The 14,104-nt window shown below is 71.2% G+C and carries 12 protein-coding genes and 1 pseudogene; 5 read left to right on the top strand and 8 right to left on the bottom strand.

Going from position 1 to position 14,104, the window contains the following annotated elements:
- Nucleotides 1-54 precede the first annotated feature (54 nt).
- From ACFY12_RS03755 to ACFY12_RS03730, 6 genes and pseudogenes are all read right to left on the bottom strand, one after another.
- On the bottom strand, nucleotides 55-969 hold the full coding sequence (locus tag ACFY12_RS03755) for an MOSC domain-containing protein (RefSeq protein WP_390714055.1): 915 nt from the start codon (nucleotides 967-969) through the stop codon (nucleotides 55-57).
- A gap of 168 nt (nucleotides 970-1,137) precedes the next feature.
- Complete coding sequence (locus tag ACFY12_RS03750) at nucleotides 1,138-1,785, bottom strand: Maf family protein (protein ID WP_390714054.1); 648 nt, start codon at nucleotides 1,783-1,785, stop codon at nucleotides 1,138-1,140.
- A gap of 151 nt (nucleotides 1,786-1,936) precedes the next feature.
- Entirely contained in the window at nucleotides 1,937-3,415 is a 1,479-nt protein-coding gene (locus ACFY12_RS03745; protein ID WP_390714053.1) for a peptidoglycan D,D-transpeptidase FtsI family protein, read from the bottom strand.
- A gap of 197 nt (nucleotides 3,416-3,612) precedes the next feature.
- Nucleotides 3,613-3,738: pseudogene (gene mmpB, locus ACFY12_RS03740) on the bottom strand (morphogenic membrane protein MmpB); the annotation flags it as partial.
- Between the two features lie 189 nt (nucleotides 3,739-3,927).
- On the bottom strand, nucleotides 3,928-4,140 hold the full coding sequence (locus tag ACFY12_RS03735; RefSeq protein ID WP_390714052.1) for an acyl-CoA carboxylase epsilon subunit: 213 nt from the start codon (nucleotides 4,138-4,140) through the stop codon (nucleotides 3,928-3,930).
- A gap of 92 nt (nucleotides 4,141-4,232) precedes the next feature.
- The gene (locus ACFY12_RS03730; protein ID WP_390714051.1) at nucleotides 4,233-5,840 is read right to left on the bottom strand and encodes an acyl-CoA carboxylase subunit beta; all 1,608 of its coding nucleotides are present in this window, start codon (nucleotides 5,838-5,840) and stop codon (nucleotides 4,233-4,235) included.
- A 292-nt stretch (nucleotides 5,841-6,132) separates the two neighbouring features.
- Between ACFY12_RS03730 and ACFY12_RS03725 the strand changes: the two genes are divergently transcribed.
- Nucleotides 6,133-7,011, top strand: a complete 879-nt coding sequence (locus ACFY12_RS03725; RefSeq protein ID WP_390714050.1) for a biotin--[acetyl-CoA-carboxylase] ligase — start codon at nucleotides 6,133-6,135, stop codon at nucleotides 7,009-7,011.
- Nucleotides 7,012-7,621: 610 nt separating this feature from the next.
- On the opposite strand, the gene ACFY12_RS03720 is transcribed toward ACFY12_RS03725, so the two are convergent.
- Nucleotides 7,622-7,798: a hypothetical protein gene (locus ACFY12_RS03720; protein ID WP_390714049.1), complete on the bottom strand. Its 177-nt coding sequence runs from the start codon at nucleotides 7,796-7,798 to the stop codon at nucleotides 7,622-7,624.
- 274 nt (nucleotides 7,799-8,072) lie between these two features.
- On the opposite strand from ACFY12_RS03720, the gene ACFY12_RS03715 reads away from it, so the two are divergent.
- From ACFY12_RS03715 to hutH, 4 genes are all read left to right on the top strand, one after another.
- Nucleotides 8,073-9,335, top strand: coding sequence for an adenylate/guanylate cyclase domain-containing protein (locus ACFY12_RS03715; RefSeq protein ID WP_390714048.1), 1,263 nt, complete (start codon nucleotides 8,073-8,075; stop codon nucleotides 9,333-9,335).
- A gap of 203 nt (nucleotides 9,336-9,538) precedes the next feature.
- Nucleotides 9,539-10,333 carry an enoyl-CoA hydratase/isomerase family protein gene (locus ACFY12_RS03710; protein WP_390714047.1) on the top strand — a complete coding sequence of 265 codons (795 nt, stop codon included), beginning with the start codon at nucleotides 9,539-9,541 and terminating at the stop codon, nucleotides 10,331-10,333.
- A gap of 401 nt (nucleotides 10,334-10,734) precedes the next feature.
- The gene (locus ACFY12_RS03705; RefSeq protein WP_390714371.1) at nucleotides 10,735-11,877 is read left to right on the top strand and encodes a diguanylate cyclase domain-containing protein; all 1,143 of its coding nucleotides are present in this window, start codon (nucleotides 10,735-10,737) and stop codon (nucleotides 11,875-11,877) included.
- A gap of 125 nt (nucleotides 11,878-12,002) precedes the next feature.
- Complete coding sequence (gene hutH, locus ACFY12_RS03700) at nucleotides 12,003-13,547, top strand: histidine ammonia-lyase (protein ID WP_390714046.1); 1,545 nt, start codon at nucleotides 12,003-12,005, stop codon at nucleotides 13,545-13,547.
- A 153-nt stretch (nucleotides 13,548-13,700) separates the two neighbouring features.
- Here the strand turns inward: hutH and ACFY12_RS03695 are convergent, their stop codons facing one another.
- Entirely contained in the window at nucleotides 13,701-14,096 is a 396-nt protein-coding gene (locus ACFY12_RS03695; protein WP_390714045.1) for an LAETG motif-containing sortase-dependent surface protein, read from the bottom strand.
- Nucleotides 14,097-14,104: the final 8 nt, after the last annotated feature.

The following is a 14,104-nucleotide window of genomic DNA, read 5'->3' as shown; positions in this document are numbered from 1 at the left end:
TCGTGAGGCGGGCAGGACTGATCCGGCCGATCTGGCTGATCGGGTCGTATCGGATCAATCGGTTCCCCACGCCGTGACGTTGAATGCGTCGCCCACCGCCAGTTTTCCCGGCTCCAGAACGGAGAACTTCGAGCCGAAGGCGACACCGCCCTCGGGCACCCGGCGGTAGGAGGCGAGGGTGCGCAGCGGCTCGGGCCCGGCCTTGGTGCCCGTCAGCTGGTCGACCAGCGTGACGGCACAGCGGATGGCGAGCTTGGCGAAGCCCAGTTCGCAGCCGCCGACCGTGATCCGCCGGGCGCGGTCCTCCGTCTGGGGCTCCTCCCAGCCGTCCACCACGATGTTGGGCCGGAACCGGCTCATCGGCAGCGGCGCCCTTCCGGCGGCGGCGATACGGGAGTTGAGGTCGTCGAGCGAGGCCAGGGAGATGGCGTGGACCGGGCTGCTGTCGGCGAAGCCGGAGGTACCGGGGGTCAGGCCGTCGGTGACGCGGTCGTGCTCCGGCGGTACGCGGACCAGCCGGCTGGGCGCGCCGAGCACCTCGGAGAGCCAGCCGGCCGCGGCCTCTCCCTGGTCGACGGCGCGGTACGGCGTGCCGAACATCTCGACGTCGGCCCTGGCGGCGGTCCCGGAGCCGTATGTGATCTCGCACGTCAGGGGCTCGATACCGGCTGCGGACAGACCGGGTGCGGACGGTCCGGGTGCGGACAGTCCGTGTGCGGACGGTCTGTGTGCGGGCAGACCGGGTGTGGCGAGGACGGACAGGGTGAGGTGCGTTCCGCCGGGGTCGACATCGGGGCGTATCAGCGCCAGGGCGGGGTCGGTGCGCTGGCTGCGGAAGACGCCGTCCGCTCCGACGACCATGAAGGTGCGGTCGTGCGCCAGACCGGCCCGGGTGAGCTCCGCCTCCGGCACCGGGGTGCCGGCACAGCCTTTGACGGGGTAGCTGATCAGTTCTGCGACGGTTGCCATAGGCGGAGCCTACGGCCGCACGCCAACTGCTTTACAGGCTTACGGATCTTTACGGATCTTTACGGACCGCGGGTGAATCGCGGGTGAATCGGGGTGCCGCTTCGGCCCTTGTCCCGTCGAGCGCTGGTGGTCGTTCTCCAGTGGTCGTCCCCCGGCATCGTGCCAGGGTCAGGCCCACAGATCGGTGAGGGCGACGTCCAGGTCGGCGAGGAGGCGGCGGAGCAGCGGCAGGGACAGGCCGATGACGTTGCCGGGGTCGCCGTCGATGCCGTCGATGAAGGGGGCGGAGCGGCCGTCGAGGGTGAAGGCGCCCGCGACATGGAGGGGTTCGCCGCTGGCGACGTAGGCGGCGATCTCGGCGTCGGTGGGCTCACCGAAGCGGACCGTGGTGGCCGCGGTGGCCGAGACCTGGCGGCCGGTGGCGGTGTCGATGACGCAGTGGCCGGTCTGGAGGATGCCGGAGCGGCCGCGCATGGACTTCCAGCGGGCGGTGGCGTCCTCGGCGTCGGCGGGCTTGCCGAGCGCCCGGCCGTCCAGCTCCAGGACCGAGTCGCAGCCGATGACCAGGGCGTCGGCGGCCTCCGGGCGGGCGGCGACCGCGGCGGCCTTCTCCTCGGCCAGGACGCGGGCGAGCGCACCGGGGGTGTCGGCGGTGGGCCCGTCCTCGTCCACTCCGCTGACGATCACCTCGGGGGAGAGCCCGGCCTGGCGCAGCAGGCCCAGCCGCGCCGGGGACGCGGAGGCGAGGACGAGGCGGCGCGGGCCGGGGGAGGGCGAGGAGAGGGCGGGGGACGGGGACTGGGACTGTTCGGTCATGTTCGCCATCGTAGGAGAGGCCGTACTACGGCTGCGGCCGGAGTGCCTGGTGGGCGCCCCGGCCGCAGCCTGCGTACTGCACGTGGTTGTCCGACCACTCCGTGGTTGTCCGACCACTCCTGCTGTCCGGTTACTTCTTCAGGACCGCTTCTTACTTCTTCAGGACCGCTTCCATGACCGCCTTCGCGATCGGGCCGCCCAGCTTGCCGCCGGCGATCTCGTCGCGGTCGATGTCCATGTCCTTGGGGTCGACGAAGACCGCGACCGCGATGGGGGAGGTGCCGTCGGCCTGCTTGGCGTAGGAGACGAACCAGGCGTAGGGGCGCTCGTCGTTGACGTCGACGCCGTGCTGGGCCGTACCGGTCTTGCCGCCGACGGTCACGCCGTCGATCTTGGCCTTGGAGGCGGTGCCCTCGTTGACCGTGTACTCCATCATCTCCTGCACCTTCTTCGCGGTGTCGGCGGAGACGGCCTGGGACATCTGCTTCGGCTCGAACTTCTGGATGGTGGAGAGGTCCGGGCCGCGGAGCTCGTCGACGACGTGCGGCATCATCAGCTTGCCGTCGTTGGCGAGGGCGGCGGTGACCATCGCCATCTGCATCGGGGTGCTGGTCAGGCTGCCCTGTCCCATACCGGTCATCGCGGTCTGCGGCTTGTCGAGCTTCTCCGGGTAGAGGCTCTTGCTGGCCTTCAGGTCCCCGAGGTCCTTGTCGTAGATCTCCGAGTTGAAGCCGAACTTCTCGGCTGTCTCGCGCATCTTGTCCTTGCCGACCTTGAGCGCGGTGTCGAGGAAGACGTTGTTGCAGGACCACTGCATGCCGGTCTTGAGGGACGCGTTCGCGCAGGGGGCGCCCTTCACGTCGTTGCCGACCTTCATGGTGCTCAGCGGCAGCTGGTACGGGGCGGGGGCGTCGGTCTTGGCGTTGATGTCGCTGATCACGCCGTGTTCCAGGGCCGCGGCGGCGGTGAGGATCTTGAAGGTGGAGCCGGGCGGGTAGGTCTCGCGCAGGGCGCGGTTGCTCAGCGGCTTGCTCTTGTCCTTGTCGAGCTCGGCGAACTTGGAGGCGTCGCCCATGGCGGCGAAGGCGGACGGGTCGTACGACGGGGTCGAGGCCATCGCGAGGACATTGCCGTTGCGGGGGTCGAGAGCGACCACGGCGCCCTTGGCCTTGAGGTCGGTCAGGGCCTTGTAGGCGGCCTTCTGGGCCTTGCCGTTGATGGTGGTGAGGATGTCGCCGCCGCGCGGCTTCTCGCCGGTGAGGATGTCCTTGGCGCGGTTGAGCGCGAGGCGGTCGTCCTTGCCGCTGAGCAGCTTGTTGTAGTTCGCCTCCAGGAAGGAGACGCCGATGCCCTGGGAGGCGAAGCCGGTGATCGGCGCGTACATCGCGCCATCCTTGTACGTCCGCTTGTACTTGAAGTCGCCGGAGGTGGTCGTGGAGCCGGTGACGGGCTGGCCGTCGACGATGATGTTGCCGCGCGGATAGGAGAACGCCTCGATCTTGACGCGGCGGTTGTTGGAGTCATTGGCGAGCTCGTCGGCCTGGACGAACTGGACCCAGGTCGCCCGCACCAGCAGGGCCAGCACCAGCACCCCGCAGAAGACGGCTATATGCCTCAGCGGCCTGTTCATGTTCTCCCACTCCCCATCGGCAGCGCCGGCCCCGCGGCCCGACGCCCGAATTGCGCTCTTCAAGAGTGAAAGATGCGTATACGGCGGCTCTGGTTGCAAGAGGGCGGAGAACTGTGAGCGTCACCTCGTCCGGTCCGGGTGGCCTCAGCGGTGGCCTCGGTGCAGTACCCCGGCGCCCTGTCGCCCGGGGCGGGCCACCTCGCGGCGAGCAGGAGCATCAGCACTACCGCGGCCACCGCCAGCACGATGCCCACCCGGCGGAGCTTGGCCTGCACGTCGCGCAGCTCCTCAGGCGGCTCATCGGGCGGATCGGACCACAGCATGTATCGATCCTGTGCCCGGTACACACCGCGGCGCCTGAGTACGCGTACTCAGGCGCCGCGGTCCGAAGGACTAGTCAGTGCATCATGCACCGATCTGGCTCGGCGGGCATGGCCGGTCAGATCCGGCGGTCATGGCCGCTCTGAGCGGGCGGGCGCGGCCGGCCTGATGCGGCGGGATGGCCGGCCGGGTCAGCGCGGCCAGAAGCTGGTCCGCCAGGCCCGCGGCCCCGGGTGCGGCAGCCGCGCCCGGGCCGGGATCGTGGCTGCCGGATCCGACCACTCGCCGCCGTGGTCCGGGCTCCCCGGGGCGACGGCGTTCACCGCTGCCGCCCGGGCCTGAACCACCGCCAGTGCGGCGGCCAGCTCCTCCGGTGTGGGGTTGCCCCGTACAACCTTGATCATCGAGAAGGCCTCCTTCGCTGAACCGTCGGACCCCACGGATCTTTCGGATCTCACGGATCCCTCGGACCCCTTGGACGGATCCCTCGGACCCCTTAGAGCGGAATGTTGCCGTGCTTCTTCGGCGGCAGGGCCTCCCGCTTGGTGCGCAGCGCGCGCAGCCCCCGGACGATGTGCCGGCGTGTCTCGGACGGCATGATCACCGCGTCGATGTAGCCGCGCTCGGCCGCCACGTACGGGTTCAGCAGGGCGTCCTCGTACTCCTGGATCAGCTCCTGGCGCCGCGCGTCCTGCCCGGCCGGGTCCTCGATCTCGGCCAGGGTGCGGCGGTGCAGGATGTTCACCGCGCCCTGCGCGCCCATCACCGCGATCTGCGCCGTCGGCCAGGCCAGGTTCAGGTCCGCGCCGAGGTGCTTGGAGCCCATGACGTCGTACGCGCCGCCGAACGCCTTCCGCGTGATCACGGTGATCAGCGGGACCGTGGCCTCCGCGTATGCGTAGATCAGCTTGGCGCCGCGGCGGATGATCCCGTCGTACTCCTGGTCCGTGCCAGGGAGGAAACCGGGGACGTCCACGAAGGTCAGTACGGGGATGTTGTATGCGTCGCAGGTCCGCACGAAACGGGCGGCCTTCTCGCTGGCCTTGATGTCCAGGGTGCCGGCGAACTGCATCGGCTGGTTGGCGACCACGCCGACCGAATGGCCCTCGACCCGCCCGAAGCCGGTGACGATGTTCGGCGCGAACAGCGCCTGGGTCTCCAGGAATTCGCCGTCGTCCAGGACGTGCTCGATCACCGTGAGCATGTCGTACGGCTGGTTGGCCGAGTCCGGGACCAGGGCGTCCAGCTCGCGGTCGTGGTCCGAGGTCGTCAGGTCCGCCTCCTCGGGGAAGACGGGCGGCTCGGAGAGGTTGTTGGACGGCAGGTAGGACAGCAGGCCCTTGACGTACTCGATGGCGTCCTTCTCGTCGCCCGACATGTGGTGCGCCACGCCCGAGGTGGTGTTGTGGGTGCGCGCCCCGCCCAGCTCCTCGAAGCCGACGTCCTCACCCGTGACGGTCTTGATGACATCCGGACCGGTGATGAACATGTGCGAGGTCTGGTCGACCATGACCGTGAAGTCGGTGATGGCGGGGGAGTAGACCGCGCCGCCCGCGCACGGGCCGACGATCAGGCTGATCTGCGGGATCACACCCGAGGCATGGGTGTTGCGGCGGAAGATCTCGCCGTACATGCCCAGGGAGACCACGCCCTCCTGGATGCGCGCGCCGCCGGAGTCGTTGATGCCGACGACCGGGCAGCCGGTCTTCAGCGCGAAGTCCATCACCTTGACGATCTTCTCGCCGAAGACACCGCCGAGCGCGCCGCCGAAGACCGTGAAGTCCTGCGAGAAGACCGCCACCGGGCGTCCGTCGACGGTGCCGTAGCCCGTCACCACGCCGTCGCCGTAAGGGCGGCTGCGCTCCATTCCGAAGCTGGTCGACCGGTGCCGGGCGAATTCGTCCAGCTCGACGAACGAACCCTCGTCCAGCAGCAGATCGATGCGCTCACGCGCCGTCAGTTTGCCCTTGGCGTGCTGCTTTTCCACGGCGCGGGCGGAACCGGCATGCGTGGCCTCCTCGACCCGTCGCTGCAGATCGGCCAGTTTGCCCGCGGTGGTGTGGCTGCCTGAATTGTTCAAAGCGGTTGCTTCCGGCTCGGACATCGGGATGCGGCTCCTGCTCGTCCTGGACTGCGCGTACTGACTGGGGGTGGTACGGGCTCGTGCTGCCGTAGTCGGGTGCGTAGGGGCGCGGGGGAGCGCCGTACGGGCATGACGGGTGGTGCGAGTGCTAGGGGAGTACTAGGGGTGCTGCGGGTACTTCGGGTGCTGCTGGTGCTGCGGGTACTTCCGGTACTTCGGGTGCTGCGAGTCATGCGGTTTGGCTACCGCTTCGTAGCGTATCGGCGGGGCTGCTCAGCGGCACTGCGTCGTTGACCACACCTAGGCTGGCCCCATGACGCCTCAACCGCCGGGAAACCGGGACAAAGAAGCCGGTCGCTGGAGCGATCTGGGCCGCCCTCCGCTGAACGTCACCGCGCTCCGCCGGGCCCTGGTGCGCCCCGGGAGCCTGTGGAGCGCCGTCGATGTCGTTCCCGTCACCGGCTCCACCAACACCGATCTGGCGGACCGGGCGGCCAAGGGCGAGCCCGAGGGCGCCGTCCTGGTGGCCGAGGAACAGTCCGCCGGCCGGGGCCGCCTCGACCGGACCTGGTCGGCGCCCCCGCGCTCGGGCCTCTTCTTCTCCGTCTACCTCACACCACGCGTCCCCCAGGAGCGCTGGGGCTGGCTCCCGCTGCTGGCCGGCGTCGCCACCGCCACCGCGCTGTCCCGTACGGCGGGTGTCGACACCGCGCTCAAGTGGCCCAACGACGTCCTGGTCACGGTCGGGGGCGAGGAACGCAAGACCGGTGGCATCCTCGCGGAACGCGCCGGCGACGGTGTGGTCATCGGCATCGGGCTGAACGTCAGCCTGACCGCCGCCGAACTCCCCGTCCCCACCGCAGGCTCGCTGGCCCTGGCCGGTGCCGTCACCACCGACCGCGATCCGCTGCTGCGCGCCGTCCTGCGCTCCCTGGAGCACTGGTACGGCGAGTGGCAGACGGCCGACGGCGACCCCGCCGCCGGCGGACTTCAGGAGACCTACGCGGCGGGCTGCGCGACCCTGGGCCGCTCGGTACGCGCCGAACTCCCCGGGGACCGGCAGATCGTCGGGGAGGCCGTGGCCATCGACGGTGGCGGCCGCCTCGTCGTGGCCACTGCGGACGGCGTACAGGAGCCTGTGGGAGCGGGCGACATCATCCATCTCCGCCCGGCGCGGGGCACCGATCCGTGAGGGAGTCGGCCGTGTGCTCCGGGGGTGGGGCGATGGGGTGTGGGGTGTGAGGCCTTGGCGTGGGAGGCCTCGTGGCGTGTGAGGCGTCGTGGGGTGTGGGGCGTCGTGGGGTGTGGGGCCTTGAGGTGTGAGGCTTCGTGGGGTGTGAGGGCTTGAGGTGCGAGGCCTCGTGGGGTGCGGGGCCGTGGGGCCCTGCCGTGCGCTCCAGGCGTGGGGCGCTGTTGTGTGCGCCGGGGGCGGGGCCCTGTTGTGTGCGCCGGGTGCGGGCGGCATGCCATGTGCTCCGGGCGTAGGTGGTCTGGCGGTCTGGCCGTCTGGCGGTCTGTTCGTCGCGCGCCGTGGGCGAGAGGGGGCGCTCCCTTGTGCTCCCCGGTGCCGGCGAGTCTCCCCGTGTGAGCCCCGGGCGCCAGGATTGCTCCTCCTGAGCCCCGGGTGCTGGGGGATGGGCCCCGGGGTGCCGAGGCTGAGCTTTTGCTGAGCTCCGAGCGCCGGGGGCCGTCTTTCGTGCGCTCCGGGTGCCAGGGGACGCCCCTTGTGAGCCCTGGGTGCTGACGCGTGGTGGCCTCGACCATGTCCCCCATGTCCCCGACCATGTTCCCCATGTCCCCGATCAGGGCGAGCGGGTCCCCGTCAGGGCGAGCGAACCAGGCGGGGCGAGCGGCCCGAGCGGGCCAAGCGGGGCGCCCAGGGCGAGTAGGACGACCAGGGTGAGCGGGCCGAGTGGGCCGAGCAGGGCGAGTGGGCCGAGCGGGGCGAGCACGGGGAGCGGGCCGAGTGTGCCGAGCACGGGGAGCAGGCCGAGTGTGCCGAGCGGGGCGAGTCGCTGGAATACCGCCTGGCCCCCGCTGGTTGTGGCCCCGCAGGGGGCGCTTGCGACCCTTACGGGATCCGTTCGACCGCTCCCTAGGGGAAGCGTTCACATCTCTTCCGTGGTCAGGGCCGATATATGAGAGTGAGCCAGAGCACACCTGCCGTATCGTTGAGGCGGTCCGTCAGGGAGCGGACGACCGGCGAGAAGTGATCGGAAGGGCAGTGCGCAGGGATCGGACAGGGAGCGGCCGGTGACCGCCGACGACTCGGGCGCCGGCCCGCGCGACGTGGACACCGAGGACGAGGCCGTACACGACGCCCCCGGGGGCGACCCGGCAGCGGCCGGTGGCGAAGCAGTACGTGACGCCCCTGCGGGCGATCCGGAGGAGGCCGGCGACGAGGCCGTACGCGACGGTCCTGCGGGCGGCGACCCGGAGGAGGCCGCCGATCCCGGCGTCGACGAGGGCGACGACAGCATCGCGATCCGCCTCGAACAGCTCATCCTCGGTTCCGACCGCCGCTATACGCCGTTCCAGGCGGCCCGCAGCGCCGGTGTGTCGATGGACCTCGCGGCGCGCTTCTGGCGGGCCATGGGGTTCGCCGACATCGGCCAGGTCAAGGCGCTCACCGAGGCCGATGTGCTGGCGCTGCGCCGGCTCGCCGGTCTGGTCGAGGCCGGGCTGCTCAGCGAGGCGATGGCCGTGCAGGTCGCCCGGTCCACGGGCCAGACCACCGCCCGCCTCGCCGACTGGCAGATCGACTCCTTCCTGGAGGGGCTGACCGAGCCCCAGGATTCCGGTCTGACCCGTACGGAGATCACCTATCCGCTGGTCGAGCTGCTCCTGCCCGAGCTCGAGGAGTTCCTCGTGTACGTCTGGCGGCGCCAGCTCGCCGCCGCCACCGGCCGGGTCGTACAGGCCCAGGACGATGCCGAGATGGTCGACCGCCGGCTCGCCGTCGGTTTCGCCGACCTCGTGGGCTTCACCCGTCTGACCCGTCGCCTGGAGGAGGAGGAACTGGGCGAGCTGGTCGAGGCGTTCGAGACCACCGCCGCCGACCTGGTGGCCGCGCATGGCGGCCGGCTCATCAAGACCCTCGGCGACGAGGTCCTCTTCTCCGCGGACGACGCCGGTATCGCCGCCGAGATCGGGCTGCGGCTGATCGAGACACTGGCCCATGACGAGACGATGCCGGAGCTGCGGGTCGGCATCGCGTTCGGCACGGTCGCGACCCGCATGGGCGACGTCTTCGGTACGACCGTCAATCTGGCCAGTCGGCTGACGTCGATAGCGCCCAAGGACACCGTGCTGGTGGACGAGGCGTTCGCGGAGGAGCTGGGCCGGACCGGTGACGCCCCGGTCTCCGAGGCGGACGCGGCGGCCGCGCAGAAGGCCGCCGAGGAGGGCATCGGTGCCGAGCCGCCGCCTTACCGCTTTGCGCTGCAGCCGATGTGGCAGCGGCCGGTGCGTGGCCTCGGAGTCGTGGAGCCGTGGCTGCTGACCCGGCGGGACTGACCGCTCCCACCCCGTTCCCGTCCCGTTCCTGTCCCCGTTCCCGTCCCGTTCCCGTCCTGTCGCCGCGGGCGTCGACCTGACATGATCCCCGTCAGGCAGGTCAACGTTCGTTAACAAGGGCAATGGGCAGTGGCCAGTGGCCCAGTGGACTGCGTTGACAAGGGCAGTGGACAGGGACATCCAGGGACATCAGGGAGGGCTCAATGCAGCGGTTCGGCACGGACGAATGGGTCGGTATCGAGCGCCACGGCTTTGTCGCGGAGCTGGTCATGGACCGCCCCAAGGCCATGAACGCGGTCTCCACGGCGATGGCTGACGCCCTGTCCGCGGCCTGCGCCGAGCTGGCCGCGGACCGTTCCGTGCGGGCGGTGGTGCTCACCTCCACCCATGAGCGGGCGTTCTGCGTGGGCGCCGACCTCAAGGAGCGCAACTCCTTCACGGACGCGGATCTGCTGCGCCAGCGCCCGCACACCCGCGCCGCCTACACCGGCGTACTGGAGCTGCCGATGCCGACCATCGCCGCGGTGCACGGCTTCGCGCTCGGTGGCGGCTTCGAGCTGGCGCTGGCCTGCGATCTGATCGTCGCCGACGAGACCGCGGTGGTCGGCCTGCCGGAGGTGTCGGTGGGAGTGATCCCCGGTGGCGGGGGCACCCAGCTGCTGCCCCGTCGGGTGGGCGCGGCGCGGGCCGCCGAGCTCATCTTCACCGCGCGTCGGGTGCCGGCGGCCGAAGCCGTGGCGCTGGGCCTGGTCGACCGGCTGGTCGCGGACGGGCAGGACCGGGCCGAAGCGCTGGAGCTGGCGACCGGGATCGCCCGTAATTCGCCGGTCGGACTGCGCGCCGCCAAGCGCGCGATGCGGCTGGGGCACGGCCTCGATCTGCGGGCCGGTCTGGAGCTGGAGGACGGCGCCTGGCGCAGTGTGGCCTTTTCCGGCGACCGCGCGGAGGGCGTCGCGGCGTTCAACGAGAAGCGGGACCCGGAGTGGCCCGGCGAGTGAGAACCGGGGCCCCGGGCGGCCTCTGGCCGGACCCCGGGTGGCCTCTGGCCGGGCTCTGGGGCGACCTCCGGCCGGGCTGTGGGGCGGCCTCGGGGCGGCCTCGGGGTGGCCCTGAGTGAGGTGGCCTCGTAGAGCCGGTCACGTAACGTAGTCGTCCCGTCGCCCTCGCGGACGGATCCGTACTCACCAGCCGTGACGCGGATGACGTGGCGGATGACATGGAGGGCGCAGATAACGCCCAGGTGTCAATCCCACGCCGAAAGGGGCGAAAGGGGTTAAACATTCCTACGCTGTACTACAGAGCGTGCTCATAGTGACGGCTCGCGGTGACGGAATGTGAGGATCCGGTGACGGGCGAGGGTGATGCGAGGCTGCGGGCCGTAGTGGAACTGGCGCAGTCGATGGCGGCCGCGCACACCCCGCACGAATCGGCGCACGCCGCGGCGCAGGGTGTGCGCCAGGCCCTGGGCGGTTCCTTCGCGGCGATCTCGAAATGGGAGCGCGAACTGGGCAAGCTGCGGGTGCTGGTCAACGTCGGCGAACTCGCCGATGACGAGGAGGAGTTCCCGGCGGACGAGAGCTACCCGGTCCATGAGTTTCCGGAGATCGTCGGCTTCCTGCACGAGCAGTGGGCCGGTGGCGGCGAGCCCAGCGCCTGGGTGGAGACGGCTGAGGGGGACCCTCCCCCGGACGCCGGCCCGGGGAGCCTCCCGTCCGGAGCGCCGGGAGCGGTGCGCGGCGGCGGCCCGTACAACCGGCAGCGGGTGGCCGCGCTGCGCCGCCGCGGCCGGGCCTGCTGTGTGGTCGCGCCGATTCTGCTGCACGGCCGGGCGTGGGGCGAGCTGTATGTCGCCCGGCGTACCGGCGAGCCGCTCTTCGACCGGGCGGACGCCGAGTTCGCGAGCGTCCTCGCCGCCGTCACGGCCGCCGGTATCGCGCAGACCGAGCGGCTGGCGGAGGCCCGTCGGCTGGCGTTCACCGACGCCCTGACCGGGCTCGCCAACCGCCGCGCGGTCGATATGCGGCTGGACGAGGCGCTGGAGCAGCACCGCGCCGACGAGGCGGTGGTGAGCCTGGTGGTGTGCGATCTGAACGGTCTGAAGCGGGTGAACGACTCGCGCGGCCATGCGGTCGGGGACCGGCTGCTGGAACGGTTCGGCTCGCTGCTGTCGCTGTGCGGTGCGATGCTGCCCGGTGCGCTCGCCGCCCGGCTCGGCGGTGACGAGTTCTGTCTGCTCGCGGTGGGCCCGTCGGCCGACGAGGTGGTCAAGGTGGCCGAAGAGCTGTGTGACCGGGCCGGGGAGCTGGACCTCGGGGAGGGGGTCGCGGTGGGGGTCGCCTCGACCGGTCACCCGATTGGTCCGGTACGCAGCGCCCGCCGGCTCTTCCGGCTCGCGGACGCCGCCCAGTACAAGGCCAAGGCGGCGGGCTCGGCCGAGCCGGTGGTGGCCGGCCGGCACGGCGGCGAGGATGACCCTGTCGTACGGCTCGCGGACGCCCCGGACCGGCGGGTGGGTCCCGAACGGCGGCGCTTCCGGAGGTGAAGCCCCTGCACATCCGGCAACGGCGGCGCTTCCGGAGGTGAAGCTCCCGCACATACGGCAACGGCCGCGCTTCCGGAGGTGAAGCACCTACACATTCGGCGATTCAGTCTCTAGGGTGCCTGAATATGGATATGCACACTGTGGTGCTGGGAACGTCCGGCACGACCGCACAGGACGTCGTCGCGGTGGCCCGCGGCGCGGCCCGGATCGAGCTGTCCGAGGAGGCCCTCGCGGCCCTCGCCGCCTCCCGCGCCTTCATCGACGAACTCGCCGCCAAGCCCGACCCCGTCTACGGCGTCTCCACCGGCTTCGGTGCGCTGGCCGTCCGCCACATCAGTCCTGAACTGCGCGGCCGGCTCCAGCGCAACATCGTGCGTTCGCACGCGGCCGGTATGGGCCCACGCGTCGAGCGCGAGGTCGTCCGCGCGCTGATGTTCCTGCGGCTGAAGACGCTCGCCTCCGGGCACACCGGCGTCCGCCCGCTGGTCGCCGAGACGATGGCCGCCATACTCAACGCCGGGATCACCCCGGTCGTCCACGAATACGGCTCCCTCGGCTGCTCCGGCGACCTCGCACCGCTCTCGCACTGCGCGCTGACGCTGATGGGAGAGGGCGAGGCGGAGGGCCCCGACGGCGTCGTCCGGCCGGCCGCCGAACTGCTCGCCGCACACGGCATCGCGCCCGTCGAACTGCGCGAGAAGGAAGGCCTCGCCCTCCTCAACGGCACCGACGGCATGCTCGGCATGCTCGTGATGGCCTGCGCCGACCTGGCCCGGCTGTTCACCTCGGCGGACATCACCGCGGCCCTCTCCCTGGAGGCCCTGCTCGGCACCGACAAGGTCCTGGCACCCGAGCTCCACGCCATCCGCCCGCACCCCGGGCAGGCCGCCTCGGCCGCCAACATGCTGAAGGTACTGGCCGGTTCGGGCTTCACCGGTCACCACCAGGACGACGCCCCGCGCGTCCAGGACGCCTACTCCATCCGCTGCGCCCCGCAGGTCGCCGGCGCCGGCCGGGACACCCTCGACCACGCCCGCCTGGTCGCCGACCGCGAGCTGGCGTCGGCCGTCGACAACCCTGTCGTCCTCCCGGACGGCCGGGTCGAGTCCAACGGCAACTTCCACGGCGCCCCGGTCGCCTACGTCCTGGACTTCCTCGCCATCGCCGCGGCCGACCTCGGTTCCATCGCCGAACGCCGCACCGACCGCCTGCTCGACAAGAACCGCTCCCACGGCCTGCCCGCGTTCCTGGCCGGCGACCCCGGTGTCGACTCCGGTCTGATGATCGCCCAGTACACCCAGGCCGCGCTGGTCAGCGAGCTGAAGCGGCTGGCCGGGCCCGCGTCGGTGGACTCCATCCCGTCCTCCGCCATGCAGGAGGACCACGTCTCGATGGGCTGGTCCGCGGCCCGCAAGCTGCGCACCGCCGTCGACAACCTCACCCGGATCCTCGCCGTCGAGCTGTACGCGGCGACCCGCGCCATCGAGATGCGCGACGGCCTCACCCCGGCCCCGGCCACCCGCGCGGTGCTGGAGGCGGTGCGCGCCGAGGGCATACAGGGCCCGGGCGAGGACCGCTTCCTGGCGCCGGACCTGGAGGGCGCGTACGCGTTCGTGCGGGACGGCAAGCTGGTGGCGGCTGTGGAGGCGGTCACCGGGGAGCTGACGTAGGGAGCGAGCGCGGTGCGGTGCAGGGCCCCGGAATCCACACGAGATCCGGGGCCTTGACGCTTCAGGGATCTTCAGCGCCTTGACGCTTCAGGGACCTTCAGCGATTTAGGGACCTTCAGTGATTTAGGGACCTTCAGTGATTTTCAGGGACCTTCAGTGCGTCTCGCCGCGCGTACGGCGTACGGAGTAGCCGACCAGCCCGGCGCCGAGCACGAGACAGGCGGCACCGCCGACCAGATACGGGGTGGTGTCCGGGCCGCCGGTGTCGGCGAGGAAGCGCCGCGGGGCGGTGGAGCCGGAGCCAGGGGAGGAGCCGCTCCCCGCACCACCGCCGCCCGTGCGGCCCGTCGGGCCCGGCCCGCCGTCCAGTTTCGGTGTGCCCGGCGCGGAGTCCGTCCTCAGGCCGGAACCGTCCTTCCTCAAGCCGGAACCGTCTGAATCTTTCGCGCCGTCAATTCCCACGATCGCATTGGCGGATGGTACGAACCACAAGGCGAACAGCACCGATCCCGCCGTCGCGGCGGTCAGGAGTGGTCGTCGCGCGGTCACGGAAGCGA

Origin of the sequence: Streptomyces sp. NPDC001339 (genome assembly GCF_042895955.1) — a bacterium.
Classification (GTDB): Bacteria; Actinomycetota; Actinomycetes; order Streptomycetales; family Streptomycetaceae; genus Streptomyces.
Note: the sequence above shows the minus strand (reverse complement) of the source record. Positions and strands in the feature narration are given on the sequence as shown.

Bases quoted from the DNA above. Each gene is read 5' to 3' on its own strand.
- ACFY12_RS03755 (WP_390714055.1), bottom strand. From the start codon at position 969: ATGGCAACCGTCGCAGAACTGATCAGCTACCCCGTCAAAGGCTGTGCC.
- ACFY12_RS03750 (WP_390714054.1), bottom strand. From the start codon at position 1,785: ATGACCGAACAGTCCCAGTCCCCGTCCCCCGCCCTCTCCTCGCCCTCC.
- ACFY12_RS03745 (WP_390714053.1), bottom strand. From the start codon at position 3,415: ATGAACAGGCCGCTGAGGCATATAGCCGTCTTCTGCGGGGTGCTGGTG.
- ACFY12_RS03735 (WP_390714052.1), bottom strand. From the start codon at position 4,140: ATGATCAAGGTTGTACGGGGCAACCCCACACCGGAGGAGCTGGCCGCC.
- ACFY12_RS03730 (WP_390714051.1), bottom strand. From the start codon at position 5,840: ATGTCCGAGCCGGAAGCAACCGCTTTGAACAATTCAGGCAGCCACACC.
- ACFY12_RS03725 (WP_390714050.1), top strand. From the start codon at position 6,133: ATGACGCCTCAACCGCCGGGAAACCGGGACAAAGAAGCCGGTCGCTGG.
- ACFY12_RS03710 (WP_390714047.1), top strand. From the start codon at position 9,539: ATGCAGCGGTTCGGCACGGACGAATGGGTCGGTATCGAGCGCCACGGC.
- ACFY12_RS03705 (WP_390714371.1), top strand. From the start codon at position 10,735: ATGGCGGCCGCGCACACCCCGCACGAATCGGCGCACGCCGCGGCGCAG.
- hutH (WP_390714046.1), top strand. From the start codon at position 12,003: ATGGATATGCACACTGTGGTGCTGGGAACGTCCGGCACGACCGCACAG.